Origin of the sequence: Bacillus sp. FSL R5-0422 (assembly GCF_038610765.1) — a bacterium.
Taxonomy (GTDB): domain Bacteria; phylum Bacillota; class Bacilli; order Bacillales; family Bacillaceae; genus Bacillus; species Bacillus pumilus_O.
In genome coordinates, this window is sequence record NZ_CP152014.1 from 174000 (window position 1) to 199799 (window position 25800).

Consider the following 25800-nt stretch of genomic DNA (forward strand, 5'->3'; position numbering starts at 1 on the left):
TACGGTATGTATATAAAAAGGAGTAGATGGTTTGAAAGATTTATTTGTAAAGCAAGAATGGTTTGGATATGTGCGTCAGGATGTGCTGGCGGGTATTTTAGTGGCTCTGGCTTTAATTCCTGAGGCGATTGCGTTTTCGATTATTGCGGGCGTTGATCCAAAGGTTGGGTTGTATGCTTCGTTTTGTATTGCCATTGTCATTTCGTTTGTTGGTGGACGGCCAGGTATGATTTCGGCTGCTACAGGGGCTCTGGCTTTGGTTATGGTTAATTTGGTAGCTGATCATGGATTGCAATACTTGTTTGCGGCTACGATTTTAACAGGACTGATTCAAATAGTGTTTGGACTTTGCCGAGTGTCTCGTCTGATGAAGTTTATTCCGAGATCCGTAATGGTTGGTTTTGTGAATGCGTTGGCTATTATGATCTTTATGGCTCAGCTTCCGCATTTTGTTGGGGAATCATTGGCCATGTATATCATGACAGGCGGTGCTTTGCTGATCATTTATTTATTGCCGATGGTGGTAAAGGTGATACCTTCCCCCCTCATTGCGATTATTGTCATGACGATCATTGCTGTATTTGGACATATTGATGTGAGAACAGTTGGAGATATGGGAGAGCTTCCTAGTACTTTGCCTGCTTTTCTGATTCCTCAAGTTCCGTTTAGCTGGGAGACTCTTGCTATCATTTTTCCTTATTCTTTAGCGCTAGCCATGGTTGGTTTACTTGAGTCTCTTTTAACTGCACAGATTGTTGATGATATGACGGAGACGTCTAGTCGAAAGAACAAGGAAGCGAGAGGTCAAGGGATTGCCAATGTGGTTGCAGGATTCTTTGGTGGTATGGCTGGTTGTGCGATGATTGGTCAATCAGTGATCAATACGAAGGCAGGTGGGCGTGGCCGACTTTCTACCTTTGTAGCGGGTGCCTTTTTAATGGTTCTCATTTTTGTACTTGGTGATGTTGTGGTTCAGATTCCGATGGCTGCTCTTGTGGCTGTGATGATTATGGTCTCCGTTGGGACATTTGATTGGAGTTCCTTTCAGCAGCTAAAAAAGAATCCGAAAACAGATTCTATTGTGATGATTGTTACGGTCGTGACGGTGGTGTTAACTCATGATTTATCAAAAGGTGTTTTTGCAGGTGTTCTACTTAGCGCGGTATTCTTTGTGGCAAAAATATCGAAGCTTCATATTACCTCTACTGAAAGGCAAGCAGGGACTTGGGTTTATCGAATTAAAGGTCAAATTTTCTTTGCTTCTGTCACTGATTTCATCCAAGCGTTCCATCAGGGGAATGATCTCCAAACCGTTGTGATTGATCTATCTGAAGCGCGTATATGGGATGAATCGGGTGTGGCAGTGATAGAACGTGTAAAGGAAAAGTATTATGCAGCTGGCGTACAAGTAGACATAGTTGGAATGGATACACAAAGTCGAAATCTTGTGAAATAGGCGAATGGTTCTTTATAAGTTCTTTCTGTTTGTTACAATAGAAAAGGTAAGAAAGTGAAGGATGGAGGTGGCCGGCATGCTTGTGCGTTTGAACCAAGTGCTCGGCCGTATGATGCCATTTATTACGCCTATTAGTGTATTACTTGGTGTTTTATTGGCGGCTTATTTAAAGGATTTTACGTTTATGGTGCCTTGGGTATTTGCTATTATGACATTTTCAGGGAGCTTGTCGTCTACTTTTTCAGCATTAAAACATACGGTGATGCATCCATTGCCTTTGATTTTATCGTTTATGATTTTGCATGTGTTGATGCCTCTGTATGCTTGGTCAGCGGGGCATTTGATATTTGCGGGTGATTCTATGACGATCACTGGTTTGACGCTTGCGATGGTGATTCCGACAGGTGTGTCTAGTTTAATATGGGCGTCAATGTATAAAGGGAATGTCGGATTAACGTTATCTATCATTTTAATAGATACATTGCTTTCGCCATTGATTGTGCCAGTAAGTTTGTCACTCTTCGTCGGTACACAGGTCCATATGGACATGGTGGCAATCATGAAAGGGCTTTTCGGTATGGTGGTGCTGCCCTCTATTTTAGGGATGCTCGTTCGTCAGTATGCAAAGCCATCGGTGACAAAAGCAATGAGTCAGACCTTGGCACCTTTTTCAAAATTAGGCTTGTTTGTTGTCGTATCGATTAACAGTTCTGTTGTCGCCCCATATTTGCGTGAATTGGATGCTGCCTTTTTTAGCAAAGCAGCGACTGTCTTTTTCATTGCGATGAGTGGTTATGCATTTGCGTGGTTGATTGGAAAGGTGATGAAATGTACTCAAGGGGAGATTGTTGCCATTGTGTATACGGGCGGTATGAGAAATATTAGTGCCGGAGCTGTGCTTGCGATTAGCTTTTTCCCGCCTGCTGTTGCTGTTCCTGTTGTGATTGGTATGCTGTTTCAGCAAGTACTTGCTGCCTTGTTTGGTTACTTACTCAATCGTTTTGAGCTGAAAGCACCTGCTGTGACTAAATCTTTAACATGAAAAGACCTCCATCCTATGAGATGGAGGTCTTTTTGTGAATTAATAGATGAGATATTTCTTCCGTTTCTTTTCGAACGATTTGAGGTCGTGATGATAGCGTTTCATGATGTGTTTGACGGAAGTCCCTTGATTGATTTCTTCTTTGATCCAACCATTCCCGATGAGTTTATCAAAGCTTCCTGTTTGAAGGAATTCAAAGTCTTTTGGATATAAATCATGTATGGTTTTGATGATGGATAAACCTGTTTTTACCGCTTCGAATGAAGAGCGGTCTGTGACGTATAGCTGCACACCGTGTGATAGCTTCCCTGCATGTTTAGAAAAAGTGGGGGTGAATGATACGGGTCTAAATTTCACACCCTTTAGTTTTAATTGATTTAAATGATCTGCTAGCTCATTGCTATTGATATATGGAGCGCCAATGAGCTCGAATGGTTTTGTTGTTCCTCTGCCTTCAGAGACATTTGTCCCTTCAATTAATCCTGTGGCGGGATATACAAAGGTACTATCCACTGTCGGCATATTAGGTGAAGGAAGGACGAACGGCAGCTTCGTGTCATCAAACGTCATGGACCGCTTCCAATGTTTCATTTTGATGACTGTGACATCAGCATTAATACGAAATTCTTTGTTAAAGAATGTGGCTAGTTCACCAGTGGTCATTCCATGTCTTAATGGTATTGGATAGAGCCCTACAAATGAAGCGTACTCAGGTTCTAAGACAGGGCCTTCTACTTTTAATCCGCCAATGGGATTTGGACGGTCTAGGACAACAAAGGGAATGTTGTTTTCTTTCGCGGCCTCCATCGCATAGGCCATCGTGTAAATATAGGTGTAATAACGAGCACCAACATCTTGGATATCAAACAGCAAGACGTCTACATTTTTGAGCATGTCAGGTGTGGGTTTTCTTGTTTTTCCATAGAGAGAGTAAACAGGAAGACCCGTTTTTTCATCGGTATAGGATTCGACGCCTTCTCCTGCTTGTGCATCGCCGCGCACACCATGTTCAGGCCCATAAAGAGCAGTAAGCTTGATATTTGGATGCTCAAATAGAAGATCGACACTACTTTTCATATTTGCATCAATACCAGTTGGATTCGTAATGAGGCCTACCTTTTTCCCTTTTAACCATGAAAGTTTGCCTGAGAGTAGTGTTTCAATCCCTGTTTTGACTGCCGCTTTTTTTCCTTTTGTATCTGTTCGTTCTTGGTTTGCGGGGGAGGCGGCGGTCAATGTGCTCATCATAAGAATGCTTGCGAGTATCAAGCTTGCTGTTTTTTTCAAGAGAATCCCTCCTATTTGATCTGCTTCCCTTTCAAGTTAAGTCCATAGCCGAATGGATATAGGATTTGATTTTGATGAGTGACAGATGGGATATCTACAGGCAGTTTGCCTTTAGGTGATGCAGTGCCAAATATGACTTCTAATCCAGCAGGAATATTTGGCTGGTTGAATTGTCCGTTTGAATAGCCTTTAAAACCGTAAACAGCTAGTAAGGCATCCGCCTCCTCAAAATTTGCCGCATCGTAAGGGTTTCTTAGGCTCATGACGACCATTTTTTTGTTTTGTGCGGCAGCTTCTTTCATGACAGCACGTGGGAAAGCAGTCGCCCATTTTTTCGGGTCCTGTACATTATCATCAATGACACCATCATTCACAGCTGGGTCATTTTGGACAACGTAAGATCCTGTAATCACATAGTCAGCGTCTTGTATGAGTTTGGCTGTTTCTTTGTTGAAGGACTTATCCGCAAAAGCATATGATTGGATACGTACAGGCTTGATCTTTTTTTGTTTAATCAGAGAGTCAATTGTGACAGACATGGCTTTTGTCTGATCTTCGTAAGGTGCCATAACCAAGATCTTGTCATTCTTTTTAGGTTTGAAGGGTAGGGTCTTATTGTTGTTTTTAAGCAGGGTGATCCCTTCACGTGCCATTTTTTGTTCTGCTTTCCGGTGCGATTTTTTCCCAACGATTTGAGTGGCTTTTTTGATTTTTTTCTCAAGGGTCATAGGTTTTTTTGAAGAGATGATGCCACGTTTGATCTTCAATTGAAGAATTTTTTCAACAGATTCGTTGATTTGAGACATCGGGATTTCTTTTTTTACAATTGCCTGTTTTACCGCATTGAACACATTCTCAAGATTTTTCTCTGTTTTTAGAGAGGTGACTGGTGCTGGCATGAGGGCGATGTCGGCGCCAGCCTTAATGGCCATCACTACAGCTTCCTCCTGCCCGAAGTTATCTGCAATCGCTTTCATGTTTAGGGCGTCTGTTACGACAACTCCTTGAAAGCCCATCTCTTCTTTTAATAAATTTGTGATGACTTTTTTCGATAAGGTTGCTGGAACCATAATGTCCTCGCCATCTTTTTTGCTTTTATACGTTGTATCATCAATAGCAGGAAATTGAACATGAGCGGTCATGACCATATCCGCACCAGCGTTGATCGCTTGTTGAAACGGATACAGCTCCACTTTTTTTAGACGATCTAGAGCATGTTCTACGAGCGGCAAGCCGTAGTGACTATCGACTGCTGTATCACCATGTCCCGGGAAATGCTTGAGTGTCGAAATCGTCTTCTCCTTTTGAAGTCCCTTCATGGTTTGAAGACCGAGCCTTGTGACAAGAGCAGGATCAGAGCTAAAGGAACGGACACCAATGACGGGGTTGTTTGGGTTGTTATTCACATCTAGCACAGGAGAGAAGTTTGTATTGATCCCTAGTACGTTTAATTCTTTACCGATGATTTTCCCTGTGTCGTATGCATTTTTCTTGCTTCTAGAGGCACCAATCGACATATTTCCTGGGAAATGTGTTCCCTTTTGTAATCTTGTGACGATTCCACCTTCTTGATCAATTGAAATGAGTAATGGAATCTTTGGTGATGCTTTTTGAAATTCATGGGTGAGTTTGACGGTTTGTTTCGTATCAACGACATTCTCAGCAAATAAAATGACACCGCCTAGATGATATTTTTCTACAAGGTGTGACACTTCTTTATTCATCTTAGTAAAGCCTGCAGGTGTGGATTCATCTTTTGTTTGCCAATTACGAAAGTCTGGCATGAGCATTTGGCCTATCTTTTCATCCAAAGACATGTTTTGTACCATTTGTTTTGCGGTTGGCAGAGGGGCAGAACTCACCTTTTCCGTTGGAATAGAAGAGGTGAGCAGAGCTAAAACCAAAGCAGCGGGGAACAGTGCTTTTAACATCGAATTCCTCCTTTTACTTAAAAGATTCGTAGATGGCGGTCATGATGCCTCCATAAGTGCCAGTTGGGAAAAGGTCACCTTCAAATTGATTTGGGTTGGTTTCAGGTGAAACGACAGGCGAATGTTTCTTATTTGTCAGCAAGACGATGCCTAGATTATGTTTTGGATCAATCAATGTCATGGTTCCAGTCCAGCCAGTATGTCCATAGGCTTCGTTACTTGCGTATTTTCCAAACATCCATTCCATGTCAGTATGACCGTTTTTACGCCAGCCTAGCCCGTATGTTGGGTTTGTATCAGAAGAGGCTGTAAAGAGATCAATAGAAGCTTGATCAAAGATGGTGGTTTTTCCATAGCCTCCTTTGTTCAGCATGAGCTGGAGTAGCACGGCCATATCGGATATGTTAGAGAAAAGTCCAGCATGACCAGAGATTCCTGCCATTGAGTAAAATGCTTTCTCATCGTGTACTTCGCCTAGCAGGGTGTATCTGCGAATGTTTTCAAAATCAATGACACCATCTCGCGAATTACCTACACGTTCGGTTGCTGCAAAATGCTTCGGTTTAAAACCTTTTTGCAGCGGATTGAACATGGTGTGTTTGAGACCTAGCGGTTGGTAGATTGTCGACTCTACATATTGATCAAGAGGCATCCCTGTTTTTTTCTCAATGATCATGCCTAACAGCATGTAATCAATGTCACTATAAATGTGCTGGGTGCCTGGTTTGTATTGCAAAGGAACCTTCGGCAGCCATTTCATCGTTGTCTTTCTATCTTGAGAGTAAAAGGTGCCGGCTGCTTCTTTGCTATAAAATAAGACACTGGAAGGGAGTCCGGCAGAGTGGGTCAGAAGATCTTTTACACGGAGCTGATCTTTGCCGGTTACCTTTGCATCTGGTTCATCTTTAAAATCTGGCAGGATGGCTTGTATTTTTTCGTTCACATCTAGTTTTTTCTCATAGACAAGTTTTTGCAGGGCATAGTTTGTCGCATACATTTTGGTGTTGGATGCTAAGTCGAACATTGTATTTTTTTTCATTTTCTTATAGGATTTGAGTTCTGTTGTACCGTTGTATTTTTGCCTGTAGCCATAGGCTTTTTGATGGACGATTTTTCCGTCTTTGATAATGATGAGTGCGGCTCCAGGAAATCCTTCTTTGATGTCCTTTTGAATCATGTGATCAACCTTCCTAAGCTGCCTGGAAGAAAAACCAACATGTTCCGGTCGTTTTGCCTTTTTTAAGACGGGGTATTCTTCAGGTGCTGTTTTAGACAAAGACGATACAGGATGGGAGCTAGTTGCAAATGTTTGTGCTGGTAATCCAAGGAGCATGAGCAGACTTGTTATTAATAGAAAGTATTTCTTCAAGAGTTAGCCCTCCTATTGCTTATTTTTCCTCAAATTCAACAGCCATATCATCATGGAAACCAAATAAGTATGTGAAAATAAATCCAGCGACATAAGCAATAAAGAGTCCGATTAAGTAAAGAAGCATTTGATGTGTGTGAACAATAAAGGTTAATGGGAGACCTGATACACCAATCGCCTTCGTTGCAATTTGGAAGTAGGCTTGAAATGCACCGCCAATTCCAGCGCCAAGACAAGCGGTGAGAAATGGTCGTCCCAGCGGGAGTGTGACACCGAAAATGAGTGGTTCACCAATGCCAAGCATCCCCGAAGGAAGTCCACCTGCGATGGCTCTTTTGAGTTTTTTCTTTTTTGTTTTCATATAAATGGCGAATGCTGCACCTACCTGTCCTGCACCGCCCATAGCGAGAATCGGTAAAAGCGGGTCATCTCCTATGGAATTGATGAGTTCCATATGAATCGGTGTCAGCCCTTGGTGAAGTCCTGTTACAACTAGTGGAAGGAAGGTCGCACCAAGAACAAATCCAGCGAAGATGCCGCCCATATTTAATAGATAAGTTAATCCTGAGGTAATGGCATCCGATATAAATCCGCCGACTGGCATGAAGACAACGTACGTAAAAATGCCTGTAATAAGTAGTGTGATGGTTGGTGTGACGATGATATCAAGTGATTGCGGGACAAAGCGTCTGATTCTTGTTTCCACAACTGCCATAAAAATAGCGGCTAGGAGAACACCGATAAGTCCGCCTCTGCCTGGTAGAATATTTGTGCCAAATAGCATAATGTCTGCGGAGGCTGGGTTAATAATGAGGATCCCAGCTAATGCGCCTAATGCAGGAGAGCCCCCGAACTCCTTTGCGGCGTTTGTTCCGACTAATATACCGAGATATGCGAACAACCCTGAACCAATAACGGTTAAAATGATCGCTGCTTGAGATTTTTCATCAAGCCAGCCTGCTTGCACGATTGCTTTTGTAATCCCTGTAATAAGACCTGATGCAACGAGTGCTGGAATAATAGGAATGAAAATGCTGGCAATTCGTCGTAAGAACAGCTTGAACGGTGTACGGTTCTTTTGTGAAATGGCTTGCTTGTTTTTTTGTGCTTCGTTGTTTAAATCATAGGAGCCAGTGGCATTTAGCAGTTGTTCAAACGCACTTGATACTTGGTTAACAACACCAGTACCTAAGATGATTTGCAGCGTTTCTGCCTCAACGACTCCAATGACGCCATCGAGTTCTTTGATTGCATTGATCTGAACTTGTTCATTGTCAATCGGTGTAATTCGGAGACGCGTCATACAATGTGTATGGGAAGAGATGTTTTCAGAACCACCACAGAGAGAAAGGATGCCTTTCGCCAACTGTTGATATTTCGTTTGATGACTCATGTTGAATCCCCCTTTGATTTTCGTTTCATGGAGCGGATGGCGTGTCTTGTCTTATCAATATATTGCGCTGTCTCTTCATATTGACGGGAAGCTAAGCTGAGGAACAAGACATCAATTAAGTAGAGCTGTGCCATTCTAGAGGAAGTGGCTGCACTGCGAAAAGGTGCTTCATTGGAACCGGACGTCGAGAGGTGAACGTCACATAAGGCAGAAACGCTTGTATGGCCTGGGTGCGTCAAGGCAATGGTTTTCACTCCATTGTCTTTTGCGAGCTGTAGGGCTTGAATGATGTCTAACGTTTCTCCTGAAAAAGATATACCGAACACGATGTCATTCTCTCCTGCATTTGCGATGACCGTTGATGCGATGTGCATGTCAGTAAAGGCAGTCGCTGCATAATTGATTCTAAGAAATTTCTGCTGGGCATCCGCTGCGACGATGCCAGATGCACCGACGCCGATAAAATGGATTTGGTTTGCATGAAGCAGTAATTGAACAGCTTTTTCTAATGCATCTGCATTTAAGATAGAAGCAGTATCCTTAATCGATTGAATCGAGTTTCCTGCTGTTTTTTGAATAATGGATTGAATTGGTTCATCTTGTTCGATATCACGGTAGCCCTGTTTATCGCTGTGCATCAAGTCTCCAGCGATTCGCATTTTTAAATCGTGGTAGCCATCTAGACCGAGAGATTTACAAAGGCGAATGACTGCAGAGCTGCTTGCACCGGCTGCCTGACTAATCTCGTGTACTGTGCTTTTAATGACTTTGTCAGGATGGGCAAGGATATAGTCTGCAATGATTTTTTCAGATTGGGGGAGCTTTGCTTTCATTGTGTGAAGTAGAGTGAGTCCACCTGCTGACATGAGCTCTGCCTCCTTTAGGATTGATGATGTGAGATGGCTTTGTCGATATGACCATTTGCTTTGTTGAGTAAATCCTTGGCTGTTTTCTTGTCTGTGTTTGTTTGAAGCATGACGATGGCGGTTTTGACTTCTAAGTCTGCCGCTTCAAGCGTTTTCAAGGCTTGTTCATAGGAAGCGTTTGTCACATGTTGAATGATGGTGATGGCGCGTTCTTTTAATTTATGATTGCTGACTTTTACATCAACCATCAAGTTTTCATATACTTTTCCTTGTCTGATCATGACAGAGGTGGAAAGCATATTTAAAATCATTTTATGAGCGGATGCGGCTTTCATTCGTGTTGACCCAGTAATGGCTTCTGGTCCTACAATGACTTCAATGGCGCAGTCTGCCAGTTCGCTGATTTTTGATTGTTCATTACAGCTGAGGGCTACTGTTTTTGCGCCGATGGATTTAGCGTAGTTTAAAGCACCGATGATGTAGGGTGTCCTGCCGCTGGCAGCGATACCGACGACTGTATCTTTTGATGTCAGGTGAATGTGTACTAAATCCTGTTTGCCGGCTTCTTCACTGTCTTCCACATCTTCGGCAGCATGTGAAAAAGCAGAGTCTCCGCCTGCCATGATGCCGACAATCACATCAGGTGAGACGCTATAGGTAGGGGGACATTCGACAGCATCCATCACACCTAGTCTTCCGCTTGTCCCGGCCCCTAAATAAATAAGTCTGCCCCCATTTGAAATGGAATCATAGGCAAAGTCACTTGCTGTTTTGACATGTGGTAGGACACAGTTCACTGCTTGAGCGACCTTCATATCTTCTTCGTTGATCATCTGGAGTATTTCAAGCGGATCTGCTTGTGATATTCCCATTGTGTTAGGATTTCTTGATTCTGTTGTCAAAGAACGCAATTGAGATGGCTGCATGCGACATTCCTCCTTATTTCTTCATTTTCAGTATATTCAGTATGATATGAAATTTCAACATTATATTTAAATACTGAAATTATATTTCAAACAAAAAGTGGTGCTTATTGAAGGTGAATAGTTAGAAAATAAAAAAAATAAAAATCCCCTTTACAAAAGGGGGACAACCTGTATATAATAACTTTTGTCAGCTTCAAGGAAACAGTCAAACTTGACAAATTGGCCCGTTGGTCAAGCGGTTAAGACACCGCCCTTTCACGGCGGTAACACGGGTTCGAATCCCGTACGGGTCACCATTGATGTGGAGGATTAGCTCAGCTGGGAGAGCATCTGCCTTACAAGCAGAGGGTCGGCGGTTCGAGCCCGTCATCCTCCACCATATGCCGGTGTAGCTCAACTGGTAGAGCAACTGACTTGTAATCAGTAGGTTGGGGGTTCAAGTCCTCTTGCCGGCACTGTTTTTCTTTATCAATTTCATATGTGGAGGGGTAGCGAAGTGGCTAAACGCGGCGGACTGTAAATCCGCTCCCTCCGGGTTCGGCGGTTCGAATCCGCCCCCCTCCACCATTTTTGGGCTATAGCCAAGCGGTAAGGCAACGGACTTTGACTCCGTCATGCGTTGGTTCGAATCCAGCTAGCCCAGTTAAGACACCTTTTTGAAAAAGGTGTCTTTTTTTATGTTGGTAGCGGAATGTATAACTATTCAAAATATTGTTGAGTTGAGTCATAAGGCATCGAGAAAGTAAAATATAAGCAGGAACGGAAAGGGGATGTACATATGGGAGAGCAAAAGAAAGTCACACTTGTCGGGGTTCCAATGGATTTGGGTCAGATGAGAAGGGGTGTCGACATGGGACCGAGTGCGATTCGGTGTGCAGGCGTAAAAGAAAAATTGGAATCGCTTTCATTTGAAGTGGAAGATCTCGGAGATATTCCGGTTGAACAAAGAGATGATGAAAAGGGTTTATATTCAAGTGAAAAGCTAAAAAATTTAACGGAGAATGCTGGTGCGAATCAGCTGCTGGCTGAGAAGGTTGACAGTATTGTGCAATCAGGCTCATTCCCGCTCATTTTAGGCGGTGATCACAGCATTGCCATTGGCACACTTGCGGGAGTATCCAAGCACTATGAAAACTTAGGTGTCATTTGGTATGATGCACACGGTGATTTAAATACAGAGGAGACCTCTCCTTCTGGAAATATACATGGTATGCCGCTTGCAGTCAGTCTTGGCCTTGGTCATGCTGATTTGACGAACATTGGTGGTTATTCTCCAAAATTGAAGCCTGAGAATGTTGTTTTAATTGGTGCTAGATCCTTAGATGAAGGAGAACGGGCATTGATTAGAGAGAAAGGTATTAAAGTGTATACGATGCATGAAATAGATCGTTTAGGGATGACAAGGGTGATGGAGGAGGCCATTTCATATTTAAAGGAAAGAACGGATGGTGTCCACCTGTCACTTGATTTAGATGGATTAGATCCAGCCGAGTGTCCAGGTGTAGGAACTCCTGTGGCAGGCGGCATCAGTTACCGGGAGAGTCATCTAGCCATGGAGCTTTTAGAGGAAGCGGGTATTTTGACTTCAGCTGAATTTGTTGAGGTGAATCCGGTTTTGGATGAAAAAAATAAAACAGCCGAGGCAGCTGTTGCGCTGATTGGATCATTAATGGGCGAAAAGCTATTGTAGAGCGGGACTTGTTCCCGTTCTTTTTTGTTTTGGATAAATTTAAGGATATATTAAGGTTTTTACTGGTGGATATACGTAACACGCTGTCAAAAATTTGTTACACTATTTTTTAGAGGAGAATGAAACCTTTTGGAAAGAGGTTCGTATACATAAAGACCGGTGAAGGCAGAGGTTGAATATACTATGGACACAATGATTAAAAAGAGAATTAAGCAATTGAAAAAAGGCGACCAGAACGCATTTGCAGACATCGTAGACCTGTATAAAGACAAAATTTATCAGCTGTGCTACCGTATGCTTGGGAATGCACACGAAGCAGAGGATATCGCACAGGAGGCGTTTATTCGTGCCTATGTGAATATTGAAAGCTTTGATGTGAATCGTAAGTTTTCTACGTGGCTGTACCGCATTGCAACCAACCTGACCATCGATCGTATTCGCAAAAAAAAGCCGGATTATTATTTAGATGCAGAGGTGGCAGGAACAGAAGGATTAAATATGTATTCTCAAATTGCTGCTGATGGCATTTTGCCAGAGGAAGAGGTGGTGTCTCTTGAATTATCGAGTACCATTCAGCAAAAAATTCTAAGATTACCCGATAAATATCGTTCGGTCATCGTATTAAAGTATATTGATGAACTCTCGTTAAAAGAAATTAGTGAGATCCTAAATATACCAGTTGGTACGGTGAAAACGAGAATACACAGGGGTAGAGAGGCTCTCCGGAAACAGTTGAGAGACCTTTGAGTGAGGTGATTTTGATGAGCTGTCAGGAAAAAATCGTCCTGCTTATGCATCAGTATTTAGACGGGGACATTGATCCCCAAGACGAAAAAGAATTAAAAAGCCACCTGCAATCGTGTGAGGAGTGCCGTACTCATTTTCAACAAATTGAGAAATCCATCGCGCTTGTGCAGAGTACATCTCATATAGAAGCACCAACTGATTTCACTGCAAAGGTGATGGCAGGTCTTCCAAAGGAAAAAAAGCGTGTGTCGATTCAAAGATGGATCAAAGCTCATCCGCTGATGGTGGCCGCTGCCCTCTTTCTCATTTTGATGGGAGGTAGTCTGTTTACAAGCTGGAATACGGATCATAATTTCAGTGTGTCAAAACAGCCGAATCTCGTCGTTGTAAATGATACAGTGACCGTACCTAAAGGGGAAACCGTAAAAGGTGATGTCACTGTCAAAAATGGCAAGCTGATTGTAGAAGGCAAGGTTGATGGAAATGTCACCGTCGTCAATGGGGAACAGCTGACTGCTTCTGCCGGACAAGTCACTGGTCAAATTAATGAAATTAATGAAGTGTTTGATTGGATTTGGTACAAAATGAAATCTACAGCACAAAATGTGATGCGGGTCATTGGACCAGAGGAGCAAAAGTAATCATACGGGTCGAGAGCAGTCTCTTTAGGGGCTGCTCTTTTTCTATATCATAGGTCTGAATGTATCCCCGAAATAGCACGCCAGCCATATATGGCAACTGTTTTCCTTGCTGAAACAAAATGTGGTATAATAGCCACGCTATGTATTTACACATAGGTTCTTTTTTTATTAAAAATGCATCAAACGAAGAATAACTGAAAATTCTGGAGGACGAGGAAATGGCTTTAGGGGATATTCCTTTTTTGCAGTACCTCGGTAATGCTGTTGATATTCTCGTTGTTTGGTATGTGATATATAAATTAATGATGGTCATCCGCGGAACAAAAGCGGTTCAGCTTTTAAAGGGAATTGTGGTCATTGTTCTCGTCAGGATGGGAAGTGCGTATCTCGGTCTTAACACACTTCAATGGCTGATGGATCAAGCGATTACGTGGGGATTCCTTGCGATCATTATTATTTTTCAGCCAGAGCTAAGGAGAGCGCTTGAGCAGCTTGGGCGCGGCCGTTTCTTCTCAAGAAGCGGGACACCTGTAGAGGAACAGCAGCAGAAAACGATCGAGGCAATTACAAAAGCAATTAACTATATGGCAAAACGTAGAATCGGCGCGCTGCTGACAATTGAGCGTGATACTGGGATGAATGATTACATAGAGACTGGAATTCCTTTGAATGCAAAGGTGAGTTCAGAGCTGCTCATTAATATTTTCATTCCAAATACCCCGCTTCATGATGGTGCTGTCATTATGAAGCGTGATGAGATTGCAGCTGCGGCTTGTTATTTACCGCTGTCAGAAAGCCCTTTTATCTCAAAGGAACTTGGGACGCGTCACAGGGCGGCAGTCGGAATTAGCGAAGTGACAGACAGTTTGACCGTCATCGTTTCTGAGGAGACAGGTGGCATTTCTGTCGCAAGAAATGGTGATCTCCACCGAGAATTGACAGAAGAAGCGCTTCAAGAAATGCTGATTGCTGAATTTAGTAAGAACAGCAAAGATGCTTCCTCGACCAAATGGTATTGGAGGGGCAAGAAAAATGGATAAGATTTTGAATAATCGCTGGGCTGTAAAGCTTCTTGCATTGGTCTTCGCTTTATTGCTGTATGGTGCAGTCAATTCAGCGCAAGCGCCCACGCCGAAAAAAATCGGTGAATCCTTTTTCCCAACATCGACGACAGATGAAGCAACCCTAACAGACATTCCTGTTAAAGCGTATTATGATGACGAGAAGTACGTCGTTACTGGTGTGCCGCAAACAGTCAATGTGACAATTAAAGGGTCAACGAGTGCAGTGAAAACAGCAAGACAAACAAAGAACTTTGAAATATATGCAGATATGCAGAATTTATCCACAGGTACTCATAAAGTGGAGCTGAAAGCAAGAGATGTATCAAAAGGACTCACACTATCGATCAATCCATCTGTGACGACGGTGACGATACAAGAAAAGACAACAGCAGAATTTCCTGTTGAAACCGAATTTTATAATCAAAATAAAATCAAAGATGGCTATTCGCCTGAACAACCTATTGTGAATCCAAAAAAAGTGACAGTTACAGGTTCTAAGGACGTGATCGACAAAATTTCTGTCATTAAAGCATTTGTGAACCTAGAGGATGTCGATCAGCAAATTGAAAAGGAAGCGAAACTCACTGTGTATGATAGCAGCGGGAATGAGCTGCCAGTCGAATTAAGTCCGTCTGTGGTAAATATTACAGTTCCTATCTCAAGTCCAAGCAAAAAGGTTCCGTTTAAAATAGAGAGGACTGGCAGTTTGCCGGATGGGATCAGTATCTCAAGTATTGAGACAAGCCCGAGTGAGGTCACAGTGTACGGCTCTCAAAAAGTGCTTGATTCTCTTGATTTTATTGATGGCGTCAAGCTGGACTTAAGTAAGATCAAAGATGATACGGAGATTGATGCCGATATTCCCATACCAGATGGTGTGAAAAAGGTATCGCCCGAAACGGTGAAGATCAAAGTGAAGGTTGCAACAGCGCAAGAAAAAAAGATCGATAATGTACCAATTTCTATCGTAGGTCTGAGCAAGGATCTCACCTCTGAATTTGTGAGCCCATCTTTTGGACGGCTCACGTTAACAGCAAAAGGATCAAAGAGTGCGATTGATAAACTAAAGGCTTCAGATGTTGAAGCCTATATCAATGTCGGGGACTTGAATGAAGGAACACATGAAGTCACAGTTCAAGTGAATGGTCCTCAAAATGTGACGTGGACATTATCGAGATCAAAGGTCAAAGTGAAACTGACCTCTACTGAGACAGAAGATCAGCCAGCGTCTACAAATGATCAGAAGAAGCCATCTTCTGATGACGATGATCAGGAAGAGAAGAGTAAAGAAGAAACCACGCAAGATAAAGCAAAGAAAGAATCAAGTCAAAGACAGCGGATCAAAGAAGATAAAAAAGAGGACGAATCGTCCTCTTGAATGGTAAAAAAGGAGCGATTGAAACATGGGCAAGTACTTTGGAACTGATGGTGTAAGGGGTGTGGCGAATAGCGAATTAACGCCAGAGCTCGCATTTAAAATTGGGAGATTTGGCGGCTATGTGCTCACGAAGGATAAAGAACGTCCAAAGGTACTCGTTGGGCGAGACACACGTGTATCCGGCCATATGCTAGAAGGAGCGCTCGTTGCTGGCTTACTTTCAATTGGGGCTGAAGTGATGCGTCTAGGTGTGATTTCAACACCTGGAGTGTCATATTTAACGAAAGCAATGGACGCAGAAGCGGGTGTCATGATCTCTGCTTCTCACAACCCAGTTCAAGACAACGGAATTAAATTCTTTGGCGGTGACGGCTTTAAGTTGTCTGATGAACAGGAGAATGAAATTGAGCAGCTGATGGATCAGCCGGTCGATCAATTGCCACGCCCAGTTGGAGCGGACCTTGGAACAGTAAATGACTACTTTGAAGGCGGCCAGAAATACTTGCAATTCTTGAAACAGACAGCAGATGAGGATTTCACAGGTATTCATGTGGCACTTGACTGTGCACACGGCGCAACCTCTTCTCTAGCGACACATTTATTTGCGGATTTAGATGCGGATGTATCCACAATGGGAACATCACCAAACGGATTGAATATCAATGATGGTGTAGGCTCAACTCATCCAGAGGCGCTTTCTGTTTTTGTAAAGGAGAAGGGTGCAGATATTGGTCTTGCGTTTGATGGTGACGGTGACCGTCTGATTGCTGTCGATGAAAAAGGTGATATTGTAGACGGCGATCAAATTATGTACATATGTGCACGTTATTTGAAGGGCGAAGGCCGATTAAAGGATAACACTGTCGTATCCACAGTCATGAGTAACCTAGGTTTTTATAAAGCGCTCGAAAAACAAGGCATTAAGAGCATCCAAACAGCTGTTGGTGACCGCTATGTGGTTGAAGCGATGAAAAAGGATGGGTATAATGTCGGCGGTGAGCAGTCAGGCCACTTGATTTTCCTTGATTACAATTCGACAGGTGATGGCATGCTTTCTGCAATTATGCTTGTCAACACACTCAAAGCAACAGGGAAAACATTGTCAGAGCTTGCAGCTGAAATGGAGAAATTCCCGCAGCTTCTAGTGAATGTGAAAGTGTCTGATAAATATAAAGTAGAAGAAAATGAAAAAGTAAAAGCAGTCATTCAAGAGGTTGAAAAAGAGATGAACGGTGACGGCCGTATTCTTGTTCGACCATCTGGAACAGAGCCGCTTGTACGTGTCATGGCAGAGGCGAAAACAAAAGAGCTATGTGATGAATATGTGACTCGCATTACCGCTGTTGTGAAAGAGGAAATGGGTATTGAGTAATAGATGAAAGCAAATCGCTAGTAGCGGTTTGCTTTTTTTCGAATAAACGTCATAAATGGATGGATTTGTACGAATCTTATATGCGAGGGCAATTTACTGTTGTCTTCATACATAGGAGAGCACATCAAAGGTAGAACGTGACAAGCCTCATCGCATATAGTGTATGGAGGTCTTACTTTCTTGAAAGGGATCACCCGCTACATTGTGATTGACGGAGGTCAGACCTTATAGTACAATCATCCTTGTGTTACTGGATTTTTATTCTATCAGGAAAGGCAGGGTAGATGTTCAGCAACTCTCTTATAATTATAGCGCCCGAACTAAGCGATCGGACGAAAGATGCTTAGTTGACGAGGATGGAGGTTATCGAATTTTCGGCGGATGCCTCCCGGCTGATCAAAAAGAGATCACAGCCGTAAGTGTTTCTTTAAAGCAAAGAGGTGACTCTTTGTACAAAGGGAATACACATGATCTCCCAAATTAAACATGTAGAGAGGGACGAAGAAATGTCCCTTCTATTGTAGTAGGCTTTCTTTGTCCCTTTCACATGATCGGGAGGAAGAATATTTATGTGTGGAATCGTAGGTTATATTGGTCAGAATGATGCGAAGGAAATCTTATTAAAAGGTTTAGAGAAGCTTGAGTACCGTGGGTATGACTCAGCAGGTATCGCTGTGGCAAACGAAGAAGGCGTGCATGTGTTCAAAGAAAAAGGACGTATCGCTGAGCTTCGTGAAGTTGTTGATGCAAACGTAGCATCTTCAGCTGGAATCGGACATACACGCTGGGCAACACACGGTGTACCAAGCCATCTAAATGCGCATCCGCATCAAAGTGCTTCTGGCCGTTTTACGCTTGTTCATAACGGTGTCATCGAGAACTATGTACAATTGACACGCGAATATTTACAAGACGTCACACTAAAAAGCGACACAGATACAGAGGTTGTTGTTCAAGTCATCGAACAATTTGTGAACAGAGGTCTTGATACAGAGGAAGCTTTCCGTCAAACGCTTCTTCAACTAAAAGGCTCTTACGCAATTGCTCTTTTCGATAACGAAAACAAAGAAACAATCTATGTGGCGAAAAACAAAAGCCCATTATTGGTTGGTTTCGGAGAAGATTTCAACGTTGTAGCTTCTGACGCAATGGCGATGCTTCAAGTAACAAACGAATATGCGGAATTAATGGATAAAGAAATGGTCATTGTCACAAAAGACGAGGTTATTATTAAAAACCTTGACGGTGATATCATGACACGTCCTTCTTATATCGCTGAGCTAGATGCAAGCGACATCGAGAAAGGCACATATCCTCACTACATGTTAAAAGAAACGGATGAGCAGCCGCTTGTTATGCGCAAAATCATCCAAGAATATCAAGACGAAAACGGCAAACTGTCAGTCGCTGGCGATATCGCAAGCGCAGTAGCAGAAGCAGACCGCATTTACATCGTGGCTTGTGGAACGAGCTACCATGCAGGACTTGTTGGTAAACAATATATTGAAGACTGGGCAAAAGTACCTGTAGAAGTCCATGTAGCAAGTGAATTCTCTTACAACATGCCGCTTCTATCGAAAAAGCCGTTGTTCATCTTCCTTTCTCAATCTGGGGAGACTGCGGACAGCCGTGCTGTACTTGTTCAAGTCAAAGAGCTTGGTCATAAAGCATTAACGATCACAAACGTACCAGGATCTACGCTTTCTCGTGAAGCGGACTTCACATTGCTTCTTCATGCAGGACCAGAAATCGCAGTGGCTTCAACAAAAGCTTACACAGCGCAAATCGCTGTTCTTGCGATCCTTGCATCTGTTGCAGCTGAATTAAATGGTCAATCTCTTGACTTCGACCTTGTGAAAGAGCTTGGAATTGTAGCAAACGCAATGGAAGCCCTTGTGGATCAAAAGGATGAAATGGAACAAATCGCTCGTGACTTCTTCACAGTGACACGTAACGCATTCTTTATCGGAAGAGGACTTGACTACTATGTGTGCCTTGAAGGTTCACTCAAACTAAAAGAGATCTCTTACATCCAAGCAGAAGGCTTTGCTGGAGGAGAACTCAAACACGGCACGATTGCTTTAATTGAAGAAGGCACACCGGTCATTGCCCTTGCAACACAAGAGCACGTGAACCTCAGCATTCGCGGTAACGTCAAAGAAGTCGTTGCACGTGGTGCAAACCCATGTGTCATCTCACTAAAAGGCCTAGAAGACGAAGGCGACCGTTTCGTCCTTCCAGCTGTACATCCAGCACTTGCACCACTTGCATCTGTTGTTCCATTACAGCTAATCGCTTACTACGCAGCCCTTCACCGCGGGTGTGATGTAGATAAACCACGTAACCTTGCGAAGAGTGTGACGGTGGAGTAGGAATTAAATAAAATCGGATTTTTGATACCCCTTTAGATATCATTTTCTAAAGGGGTATTTTGTGATAAAAGAACTAGAATTCAATATTTGAAAATCAGTTGATAAAGGGTAGAGGATCTGGAACTGATCAGATTATAAGCTAACGTCGAACATTCAAGAAGTCTCTATCTTAAGTTTGAGGTGAATTAGAATATATTGTTATTTTTTCAATTAATATTTGATTTAAATGATATAATAGACATAGATAAGATATAGGTTACAGGAGGACAACAACATGGCAACAGCAAATCTGGGATTCGAAGAAAAATTATGGAGAATGGCAGATAAATTAAGAGGATCAATGGATTCTGGTGAATATAAAAACGTCGTATTAGGATTATTATTTTTAAAATATGTATCAGATGCTTTTGAAGAAAAGTATTTAGAGTTAAAAGAAGATGAATGGGCAGATGAGGAAGATCGGGATGAATATGTTGCAGATAACATCTTTTTTGTACCAAAAGAAGCGCGGTGGTCATTCATTAAAGACAACGCGAAAAAACCAGAAGTTGGTCAATTAATTGATGCAGCCATGGTTGCAATTGAAAAAGAAAACCCATCGTTAGTAGGCGTATTACCTAAATCATTTGCTCGCCCAGAATTAGATAAAACACGTCTAGGTGAAACAATTGATTTATTCTCTTTTAAAGTCGGAGATGAAGATAGTCGAGAGAAAGATGTTATCGGACGCGTATATGAATATTTCTTAAGTAACTTTGCAAGTGCAGAAGGAAAGAATGGCGGGGAATTTTATACACCATCATCAGTCGTACGTTTACTTGTTGAAATGTTAGAGCCTTATAAGGGACGAGTATATGACCCTGCATGTGGATCAGGTGGTATGTTTGTTCAATCATCTAAGTTCGTAAAAGAACATCAAGGACGTATTGATAACTTATCTGTATATGGCCAAGAGTCGAACCCGACAACATGGAAACTTTGTAAAATGAACTTAGCAATTCGAGGAATTGATGGGAATATTGGACCGCATAATGCAGATACATTCCTGAATGATCTACATAAAGGATTAAAGGCAGACTATATTTTAGCGAACCCACCATTCAATATTAAAGATTGGGGCGGCGATAAACTAAAAGATGATATGCGTTGGCAATTTGGAATTCCACCAGAAGGTAACGCTAACTATGCTTGGGTACAACATATGATTTCAAAACTAGCACCAGCAGGAACAGCAGGGTTTGTTTTGGCAAATGGTTCCATGTCTTCTAATACAGGTGGAGAAGGTGAAATCCGTAAAAACTTAATTGAAAATGATTTAGTTGAATGTATTGTGACACTACCAGGTCAGCTATTTTACTCAACGCAAATTCCTGTATGTTTATGGTTCGTATCGAAAAATAAAGTGAAGACTGGCAAACGTGAACGCAATAATAAAATGCTCTTTATTGATGCACGTAATTTAGGATTTATGGCAGATCGTACACATAAAGAATTTACTGATGAAGACATTCAAAAGATTGCTGGCACATTCCATGCGTGGCGTGGTACGAATGAACAAGAATATACTGATGAATTAGGTTTTTGTAAAGAGGCAACAGTTGAAGAAGTACGCAATAACGACCATATTTTAACACCAGGACGTTATGTAGGTTTAGCAGAACAAGAAGATGATGACAGTGAACCGTTTGAAGAAAAAATGGCACACTTAACAAGTGAATTATCAAGGCAATTTGCGAAGTCAAAAGAGTTAGAAGAACAGATTCGCAAAGCGTTAGGTGGTATTGGGTATGAATTTTAAAGAACAGCCATTAAGTAATATACTTGAAATCAATCCAAGAATGGTATTAAAAAAAGGCACTATAACTAAAAAAATTGCAATGGAGCATTTAAATGAAAATATAAAGCGGATAAAAGGTTACGAGTTAGCGGAATTTAAAAGTGGCTCAAAGTTTAAAAATCAAGACACTCTTGTAGCTCGTATTACACCATGTTTAGAAAATGGAAAAACAGCTTTTGTAAATATTCTAGATGAAAACGAAGTTGCGTTTGGTTCAACAGAATTTTTTGTTGTTAGAGCAAAAGAGGGTAAAGGTGATCCACAATTTATTTATTATTTAATGCGTCATCCAGAAGTAAGAGAAGCCGCTATTAAATCAATGACTGGAACTTCTGGTAGACAACGAGCACAAAAAGAAGCTATTTTAGATTATTCGATGTCTTTACCAAATATCATTGAACAAAAGAAAATAGGATATATCTTATCATTATTTGATTCTAAGATTGAAGAAAATAATGATATTATACGTAATTTAGAACAATTCTCTCAAACTCTTTTCAAACACTGGTTTATCGATTTTGAATTTCCAAATGAAGAAGGACAGCCTTATAAATCAAGTGGTGGAAAAATGGTAGAAAGTGAGTTGGGGGAGATACCTAAAGATTGGGTGATATGTAAGGCAGGCAATATTTTAGAATTTTCACCTATAGAAAAGATAGCTAAAAATAAAACAGCTACATTTGTAGAAATGAAAAATCTTAATACTTCTGCAATGGTATACGATTACATTCAAAAGCCTTTTAAATCTGGAAGTAAGTTCAGAAATGGGGATACTCTATTAGCACGAATAACTCCCTGTTTAGAAAATGGCAAAATTGGATTTGTAGATTTCTTAAATGAAAATGAAGTAGGATGGGGATCAACAGAATTTATCACGATTCGAACGAAAAATAATATTGCTTCTTCATTCTCTTATTACTTTGCATCTGAACAAAATTTTAAAAATTATGCCATCAAAAATATGAACGGCAGTTCTGGACGACAAAGAGTAAAGGCAGAAACACTTATAAATTATTTAATTGCTATTCCTCCAAATGAATTAATCAAAAAGTTTACAGATATCAGTGAACCAAATATGCAAATGATGACTAAATTAAAAGAAGAAACATTAATATTAAGAAAAGTCCGCGACACTCTCCTTCCAAAACTTCTTTCGGGTGAAATCGAAATTCCTGATGAACTGAGGTGTAATCAGTGTTTAAATACAATGAATCAGAATTAGAAGTTGCGTCATTAGAGTGGTTAGAAGAACTAGGTTATGACATTGTAGAGGGGCCAGATATTGCACCGGATGGTGATAGTCCAGAGCGTGCTAGTTTTCAAGATATTGTATTAGTTGATCGGTTGCGTGATTCGCTTCGAAAGATTAATCCAACACTTGATGTAAAAGTGATTGAAGAAGCCGTTCAAAAAATTGTAGCGAATGCTTCACCAAATTTAATTTTGAATAATAAACAATTCCATAAGCTTGCGACAGATGGTATTGAGATACAAGTACAAGGAATAGATGGGTATAACCCCACTGTTTCTGTCTATGTATTTGATTTTGAAAATTATAAAAACAATGACTTTATGGCAGTCAATCAGTTTACGATTATTGAAGGGCAATCAAATAAACGCCCTGATGTACTTGTGTTCGTCAATGGGTTACCTGTTGTCGTCATGGAACTCAAAAATGCGACGAATGAAGATGTTGATATTTCCGATGCATACAATCAAATTCAAACGTATAAACAAGCGATTCCTACACTATTCCGTTACAATGCTTTCTTAATTACAAGCGATGGTATTAATGCGCGCGTTGGTTCTCTTACAGCAAATGAAGAACGTTTTATGAAATGGCGTACTGTTGATGGTACTTCATTAGCAAGACCAGCTGAACCTCAACTTGAAGTGATGATTAATGGCATGTTAGAGCCTAATCGTTTATTAGACATTATTCAAAACTTTATTTTATTCCAATCTGATGGTGAAAATACTTTAAAAATTTTAGCGGCATACCATCAATATCATGCGGTCAACAAAGCAGTTGAGAAAGCACAACTAGCAACAAAAGAAGATGGCGACCAGAAAATTGGCGTCGTATGGCATACGCAAGGTTCTGGTAAAAGTTTATCGATGGTCTTTTATGCAGGTAAACTTATTAAGACTATGAATAATAATCCGACATTAGTTGTTTTAACTGACCGTAATGATCTAGATGATCAGTTGTATAAAACGTTCTCGGTGTCCAAGGATATTTTACGTCAATCACCAAGCCAAGCGAAATCGAGTGATTCTTTACGAGAATTACTAAGTGTAGAATCTGGCGGTATTATTTTTACAACATTACAAAAATTTTCACCAGATGAAAAAACAGGTGAAATGCCGTGTTTAACAGACCGTACAAATGTCATTGTCATGGCAGATGAAGCTCACCGCTCACAATATGGTTTTGGTGCAGCGTTATCGCAACAAAAAAACCATGAAGGTGAAATGAAATATGGTTATGCAAAATATGTTCGTGATGCATTACCAAATGCTTCATTTATTGGTTTCACAGGAACTCCAGTAGAATCAACAGACCGTAATACACCAGCTGTATTTGGTGAATATATTGATGTATATGATATGTCACAGGCTGTGGAAGATGGTGCGACGGTTAAAATTTTCTATGAATCACGTGTTATTCCTTTAGAGCTACCAGAAGGATTAGCGATTGATGATGATTATGAAGATATTACAGAAGACCAAGAATTATCAACAAAAGAAAAGCTAAAGTCAAAATGGTCACGTTTAGAAGCAGTTGCTGGCGCTAGTTCACGTGTTGAAAAAATGGCACAAGATTTAGTTCATCATTATGAAGAACGTGAAAAAGCCATGTTTGGTAAATCAATGATCGTTGTGATGTCACGCCGTATTGCGATTGATTTATATAAAGAAATTATTAAAATCCGACCAGAATGGCACTCAGATGACGATGATAAGGGTGCAATTAAAATTGTTATGACAGGTTCCTCTAGCGATCCAGTAGAATGGCAGCCATTCATCGGTACGAAAAAACGTCGTGAATTTTTAGCTCGTCGTATGAAAGATAATGATGATCCGTTAAAAATCGTTATTGTCCGAGATATGTGGCTAACAGGGTTTGATGTTCCTGCAATGAATACGATGTATATTGATAAACCGATGAAAGGCCATAACTTAATGCAAGCTATTGCTCGTGTGAATCGTGTATTTAAAGACAAACCAGGTGGCTTGGTCGTCGATTATATTGGTATTGCGGATAATTTAAAAGAAGCATTGAAACAATATACTGATAGTGATCGTGAAACGGCTGGTGTCGATACAGCACTTGCAGTAGATATAATGTTAGAGAAGCATCAACTAATTTTAGAAATGTTGTATGGTCATGATTATTCGGGTTTCAAATCTGAAAAGTCATCACAACGCATTAAGGCTATTATCAATACAATGGATCATGTGATAGGTCTTGGTAAAGAAGAAAAGATACGTTTTTTAGATACGGTTACAGAATTATCTAAAGCTTATGCGCTATGTGCAACGTCGAAAGAAGCTGAGGAACTAAATGATGAAATTGGTTTCTTCAAGGCTGTAAAAGCAAGTATTGTGAAAACCATTAGTGATGGTAGTAAAAAGAAAACAGCGACACAAATGGATGCGCAGATTAATCAACTGATTTCAAGATCAGTTATTTCTGAAGATGTGATTGATATTTATAAAGAGCTTGGTTTAGAGAATCCAGATATTTCGATCTTATCGGACCAATTTTTAGAAGATGTTCGAGCTTTACCACAAAAGAACTTAGCGGTGGAATTACTGAATCGTTTATTAAACGGTAAAGTGAAAAATGTACAGCGTAGTAACTTAATTAAGGCGCGTAAGTTCTCAGAAATGCTAACAAATTCGCTAAATAAATACAACAAACGTACTATTGAAACTTCAAAAGTTATTGAGGAATTAATTGTATTGGCAAAAGAAATGGATGAGGCATATAAACGTGGAGAGCAAAATGGCATGGTGAAGGAAGAAATTGCTTTCTATGATGCGTTAGCTTCGCATGATACAGCTGAACAAGTTTTAGGTGATGATACGTTAAAAATTATTGCCCATGAACTAACACAGTCTATTAAAGAAAATATGAGCATTGATTGGAATCTACGTGATTCTGCACGTGCAAAAATGCGTGTCATTGTTAAACGACTATTGAAAAAATACGGTTACCCACCAGAAATTAGTAAACAAGCAGTCGAAACCGTGCTCGAACAAGCAGAATTAATGTCAGAACAACTTGCATTGAATTTCTAATAATTAGCAAACTCATTAATGAAGTATCGAATAGATAAATCATTAATGAGTTTTTATTTTAGAAAGATAAAGTATACAAGTATTAGAATAATATTAGTGAATTTCTATCTAAGGCTGCTTT

Annotated in this window: 18 protein-coding genes and 5 tRNA genes; 17 read left to right on the forward strand and 6 right to left on the reverse strand. The window is 40.9% G+C overall.

What is annotated here, in order from left to right; genetic code table 11:
- The first annotated feature begins 31 nt into the window (after positions 1 to 31).
- Together MKX52_RS01000 and MKX52_RS01005 are read left to right on the forward strand one after the other, a co-directional pair.
- Entirely contained in the window at positions 32 to 1456 is a 1425-nt protein-coding gene (locus tag MKX52_RS01000) for a SulP family inorganic anion transporter (protein ID WP_342491272.1), read from the forward strand.
- 76 nt (positions 1457 to 1532) lie between these two features.
- Positions 1533 to 2498, forward strand: coding sequence for a bile acid:sodium symporter family protein (locus tag MKX52_RS01005; protein WP_224926011.1), 966 nt, complete (start codon positions 1533 to 1535; stop codon positions 2496 to 2498).
- Between the two features lie 39 nt (positions 2499 to 2537).
- Here MKX52_RS01005 and MKX52_RS01010 read toward each other — a convergent pair whose 3' ends face one another.
- From MKX52_RS01010 to murQ, 6 genes are read right to left on the reverse strand one after another with little or no spacing between them, the layout of a single operon-like run.
- Entirely contained in the window at positions 2538 to 3785 is a 1248-nt protein-coding gene (locus tag MKX52_RS01010; RefSeq protein WP_342491273.1) for a DUF1343 domain-containing protein, read from the reverse strand.
- 11 nt (positions 3786 to 3796) lie between these two features.
- Complete coding sequence (locus tag MKX52_RS01015) at positions 3797 to 5716, reverse strand: glycoside hydrolase family 3 protein (protein WP_342491274.1); 1920 nt, start codon at positions 5714 to 5716, stop codon at positions 3797 to 3799.
- A gap of 13 nt (positions 5717 to 5729) precedes the next feature.
- Positions 5730 to 7085, reverse strand: coding sequence for a penicillin binding protein PBP4B (pbp4b, locus tag MKX52_RS01020; RefSeq protein ID WP_251183975.1), 1356 nt, complete (start codon positions 7083 to 7085; stop codon positions 5730 to 5732).
- A gap of 19 nt (positions 7086 to 7104) precedes the next feature.
- A complete protein-coding gene (locus tag MKX52_RS01025) occupies positions 7105 to 8478 on the reverse strand; it encodes a PTS transporter subunit EIIC (protein ID WP_342491275.1) in 1374 nt (457 codons plus the stop codon).
- Positions 8475 to 9344, reverse strand: coding sequence for a MurR/RpiR family transcriptional regulator (locus tag MKX52_RS01030; RefSeq protein ID WP_012008736.1), 870 nt, complete (start codon positions 9342 to 9344; stop codon positions 8475 to 8477). Before MKX52_RS01030 ends, MKX52_RS01025 begins: the two co-directional genes overlap by 4 nt.
- Positions 9345 to 9358: 14 nt before the next feature.
- Positions 9359 to 10270 (reverse strand): N-acetylmuramic acid 6-phosphate etherase, encoded by a 912-nt coding sequence (gene murQ, locus MKX52_RS01035; protein WP_216889220.1) that lies wholly within the window; start codon positions 10268 to 10270, stop codon positions 9359 to 9361.
- A gap of 221 nt (positions 10271 to 10491) precedes the next feature.
- Here murQ and MKX52_RS01040 point away from each other — a divergent pair.
- The 15 genes from MKX52_RS01040 (at position 10492) to MKX52_RS01110 (ending at position 25679) form a co-directional block, all read left to right on the forward strand.
- Positions 10492 to 10566: transfer RNA gene (locus MKX52_RS01040), tRNA-Glu, on the forward strand.
- Positions 10567 to 10573: 7 nt separating this feature from the next.
- A tRNA-Val gene (locus MKX52_RS01045) sits at positions 10574 to 10649 on the forward strand.
- A 3-nt stretch (positions 10650 to 10652) separates the two neighbouring features.
- Positions 10653 to 10725, forward strand: a tRNA-Thr gene (locus MKX52_RS01050).
- 27 nt (positions 10726 to 10752) lie between these two features.
- A tRNA-Tyr gene (locus MKX52_RS01055) sits at positions 10753 to 10837 on the forward strand.
- A gap of 4 nt (positions 10838 to 10841) precedes the next feature.
- Positions 10842 to 10913 (forward strand) — tRNA-Gln (locus tag MKX52_RS01060).
- A 135-nt stretch (positions 10914 to 11048) separates the two neighbouring features.
- A complete protein-coding gene (gene rocF, locus MKX52_RS01065) occupies positions 11049 to 11960 on the forward strand; it encodes an arginase (RefSeq protein ID WP_342491276.1) in 912 nt (303 codons plus the stop codon).
- A 183-nt stretch (positions 11961 to 12143) separates the two neighbouring features.
- Positions 12144 to 12707 (forward strand): RNA polymerase sigma factor SigW, encoded by a 564-nt coding sequence (gene sigW, locus MKX52_RS01070; RefSeq protein WP_003217112.1) that lies wholly within the window; start codon positions 12144 to 12146, stop codon positions 12705 to 12707.
- Between the two features lie 14 nt (positions 12708 to 12721).
- A complete protein-coding gene (gene rsiW, locus MKX52_RS01075) occupies positions 12722 to 13348 on the forward strand; it encodes an anti-sigma-W factor RsiW (RefSeq protein WP_342491277.1) in 627 nt (208 codons plus the stop codon).
- A 218-nt stretch (positions 13349 to 13566) separates the two neighbouring features.
- Positions 13567 to 14388 carry a diadenylate cyclase CdaA gene (gene cdaA, locus MKX52_RS01080; protein ID WP_012008741.1) on the forward strand — a complete coding sequence of 274 codons (822 nt, stop codon included), beginning with the start codon at positions 13567 to 13569 and terminating at the stop codon, positions 14386 to 14388.
- Positions 14381 to 15790, forward strand: coding sequence for a YbbR-like domain-containing protein (locus MKX52_RS01085; RefSeq protein ID WP_342491278.1), 1410 nt, complete (start codon positions 14381 to 14383; stop codon positions 15788 to 15790). The genes cdaA and MKX52_RS01085 overlap by 8 nt, the downstream gene beginning before the upstream one ends.
- Positions 15791 to 15815: 25 nt before the next feature.
- Positions 15816 to 17162 carry a phosphoglucosamine mutase gene (gene glmM, locus MKX52_RS01090; protein WP_342491279.1) on the forward strand — a complete coding sequence of 449 codons (1347 nt, stop codon included), beginning with the start codon at positions 15816 to 15818 and terminating at the stop codon, positions 17160 to 17162.
- Positions 17163 to 17731: 569 nt separating this feature from the next.
- The gene (glmS, locus tag MKX52_RS01095; protein WP_008360582.1) at positions 17732 to 19534 is read left to right on the forward strand and encodes a glutamine--fructose-6-phosphate transaminase (isomerizing); all 1803 of its coding nucleotides are present in this window, start codon (positions 17732 to 17734) and stop codon (positions 19532 to 19534) included.
- Between the two features lie 274 nt (positions 19535 to 19808).
- On the forward strand, positions 19809 to 21332 hold the full coding sequence (locus MKX52_RS01100; protein ID WP_342491280.1) for a class I SAM-dependent DNA methyltransferase: 1524 nt from the start codon (positions 19809 to 19811) through the stop codon (positions 21330 to 21332).
- Positions 21322 to 22593 (forward strand): restriction endonuclease subunit S, encoded by a 1272-nt coding sequence (locus MKX52_RS01105; RefSeq protein WP_342491281.1) that lies wholly within the window; start codon positions 21322 to 21324, stop codon positions 22591 to 22593. The genes MKX52_RS01100 and MKX52_RS01105 overlap by 11 nt, the downstream gene beginning before the upstream one ends.
- A complete protein-coding gene (locus MKX52_RS01110) occupies positions 22566 to 25679 on the forward strand; it encodes a type I restriction endonuclease subunit R (protein WP_342491282.1) in 3114 nt (1037 codons plus the stop codon). Before MKX52_RS01105 ends, MKX52_RS01110 begins: the two co-directional genes overlap by 28 nt.
- Positions 25680 to 25800 lie beyond the last annotated feature (121 nt).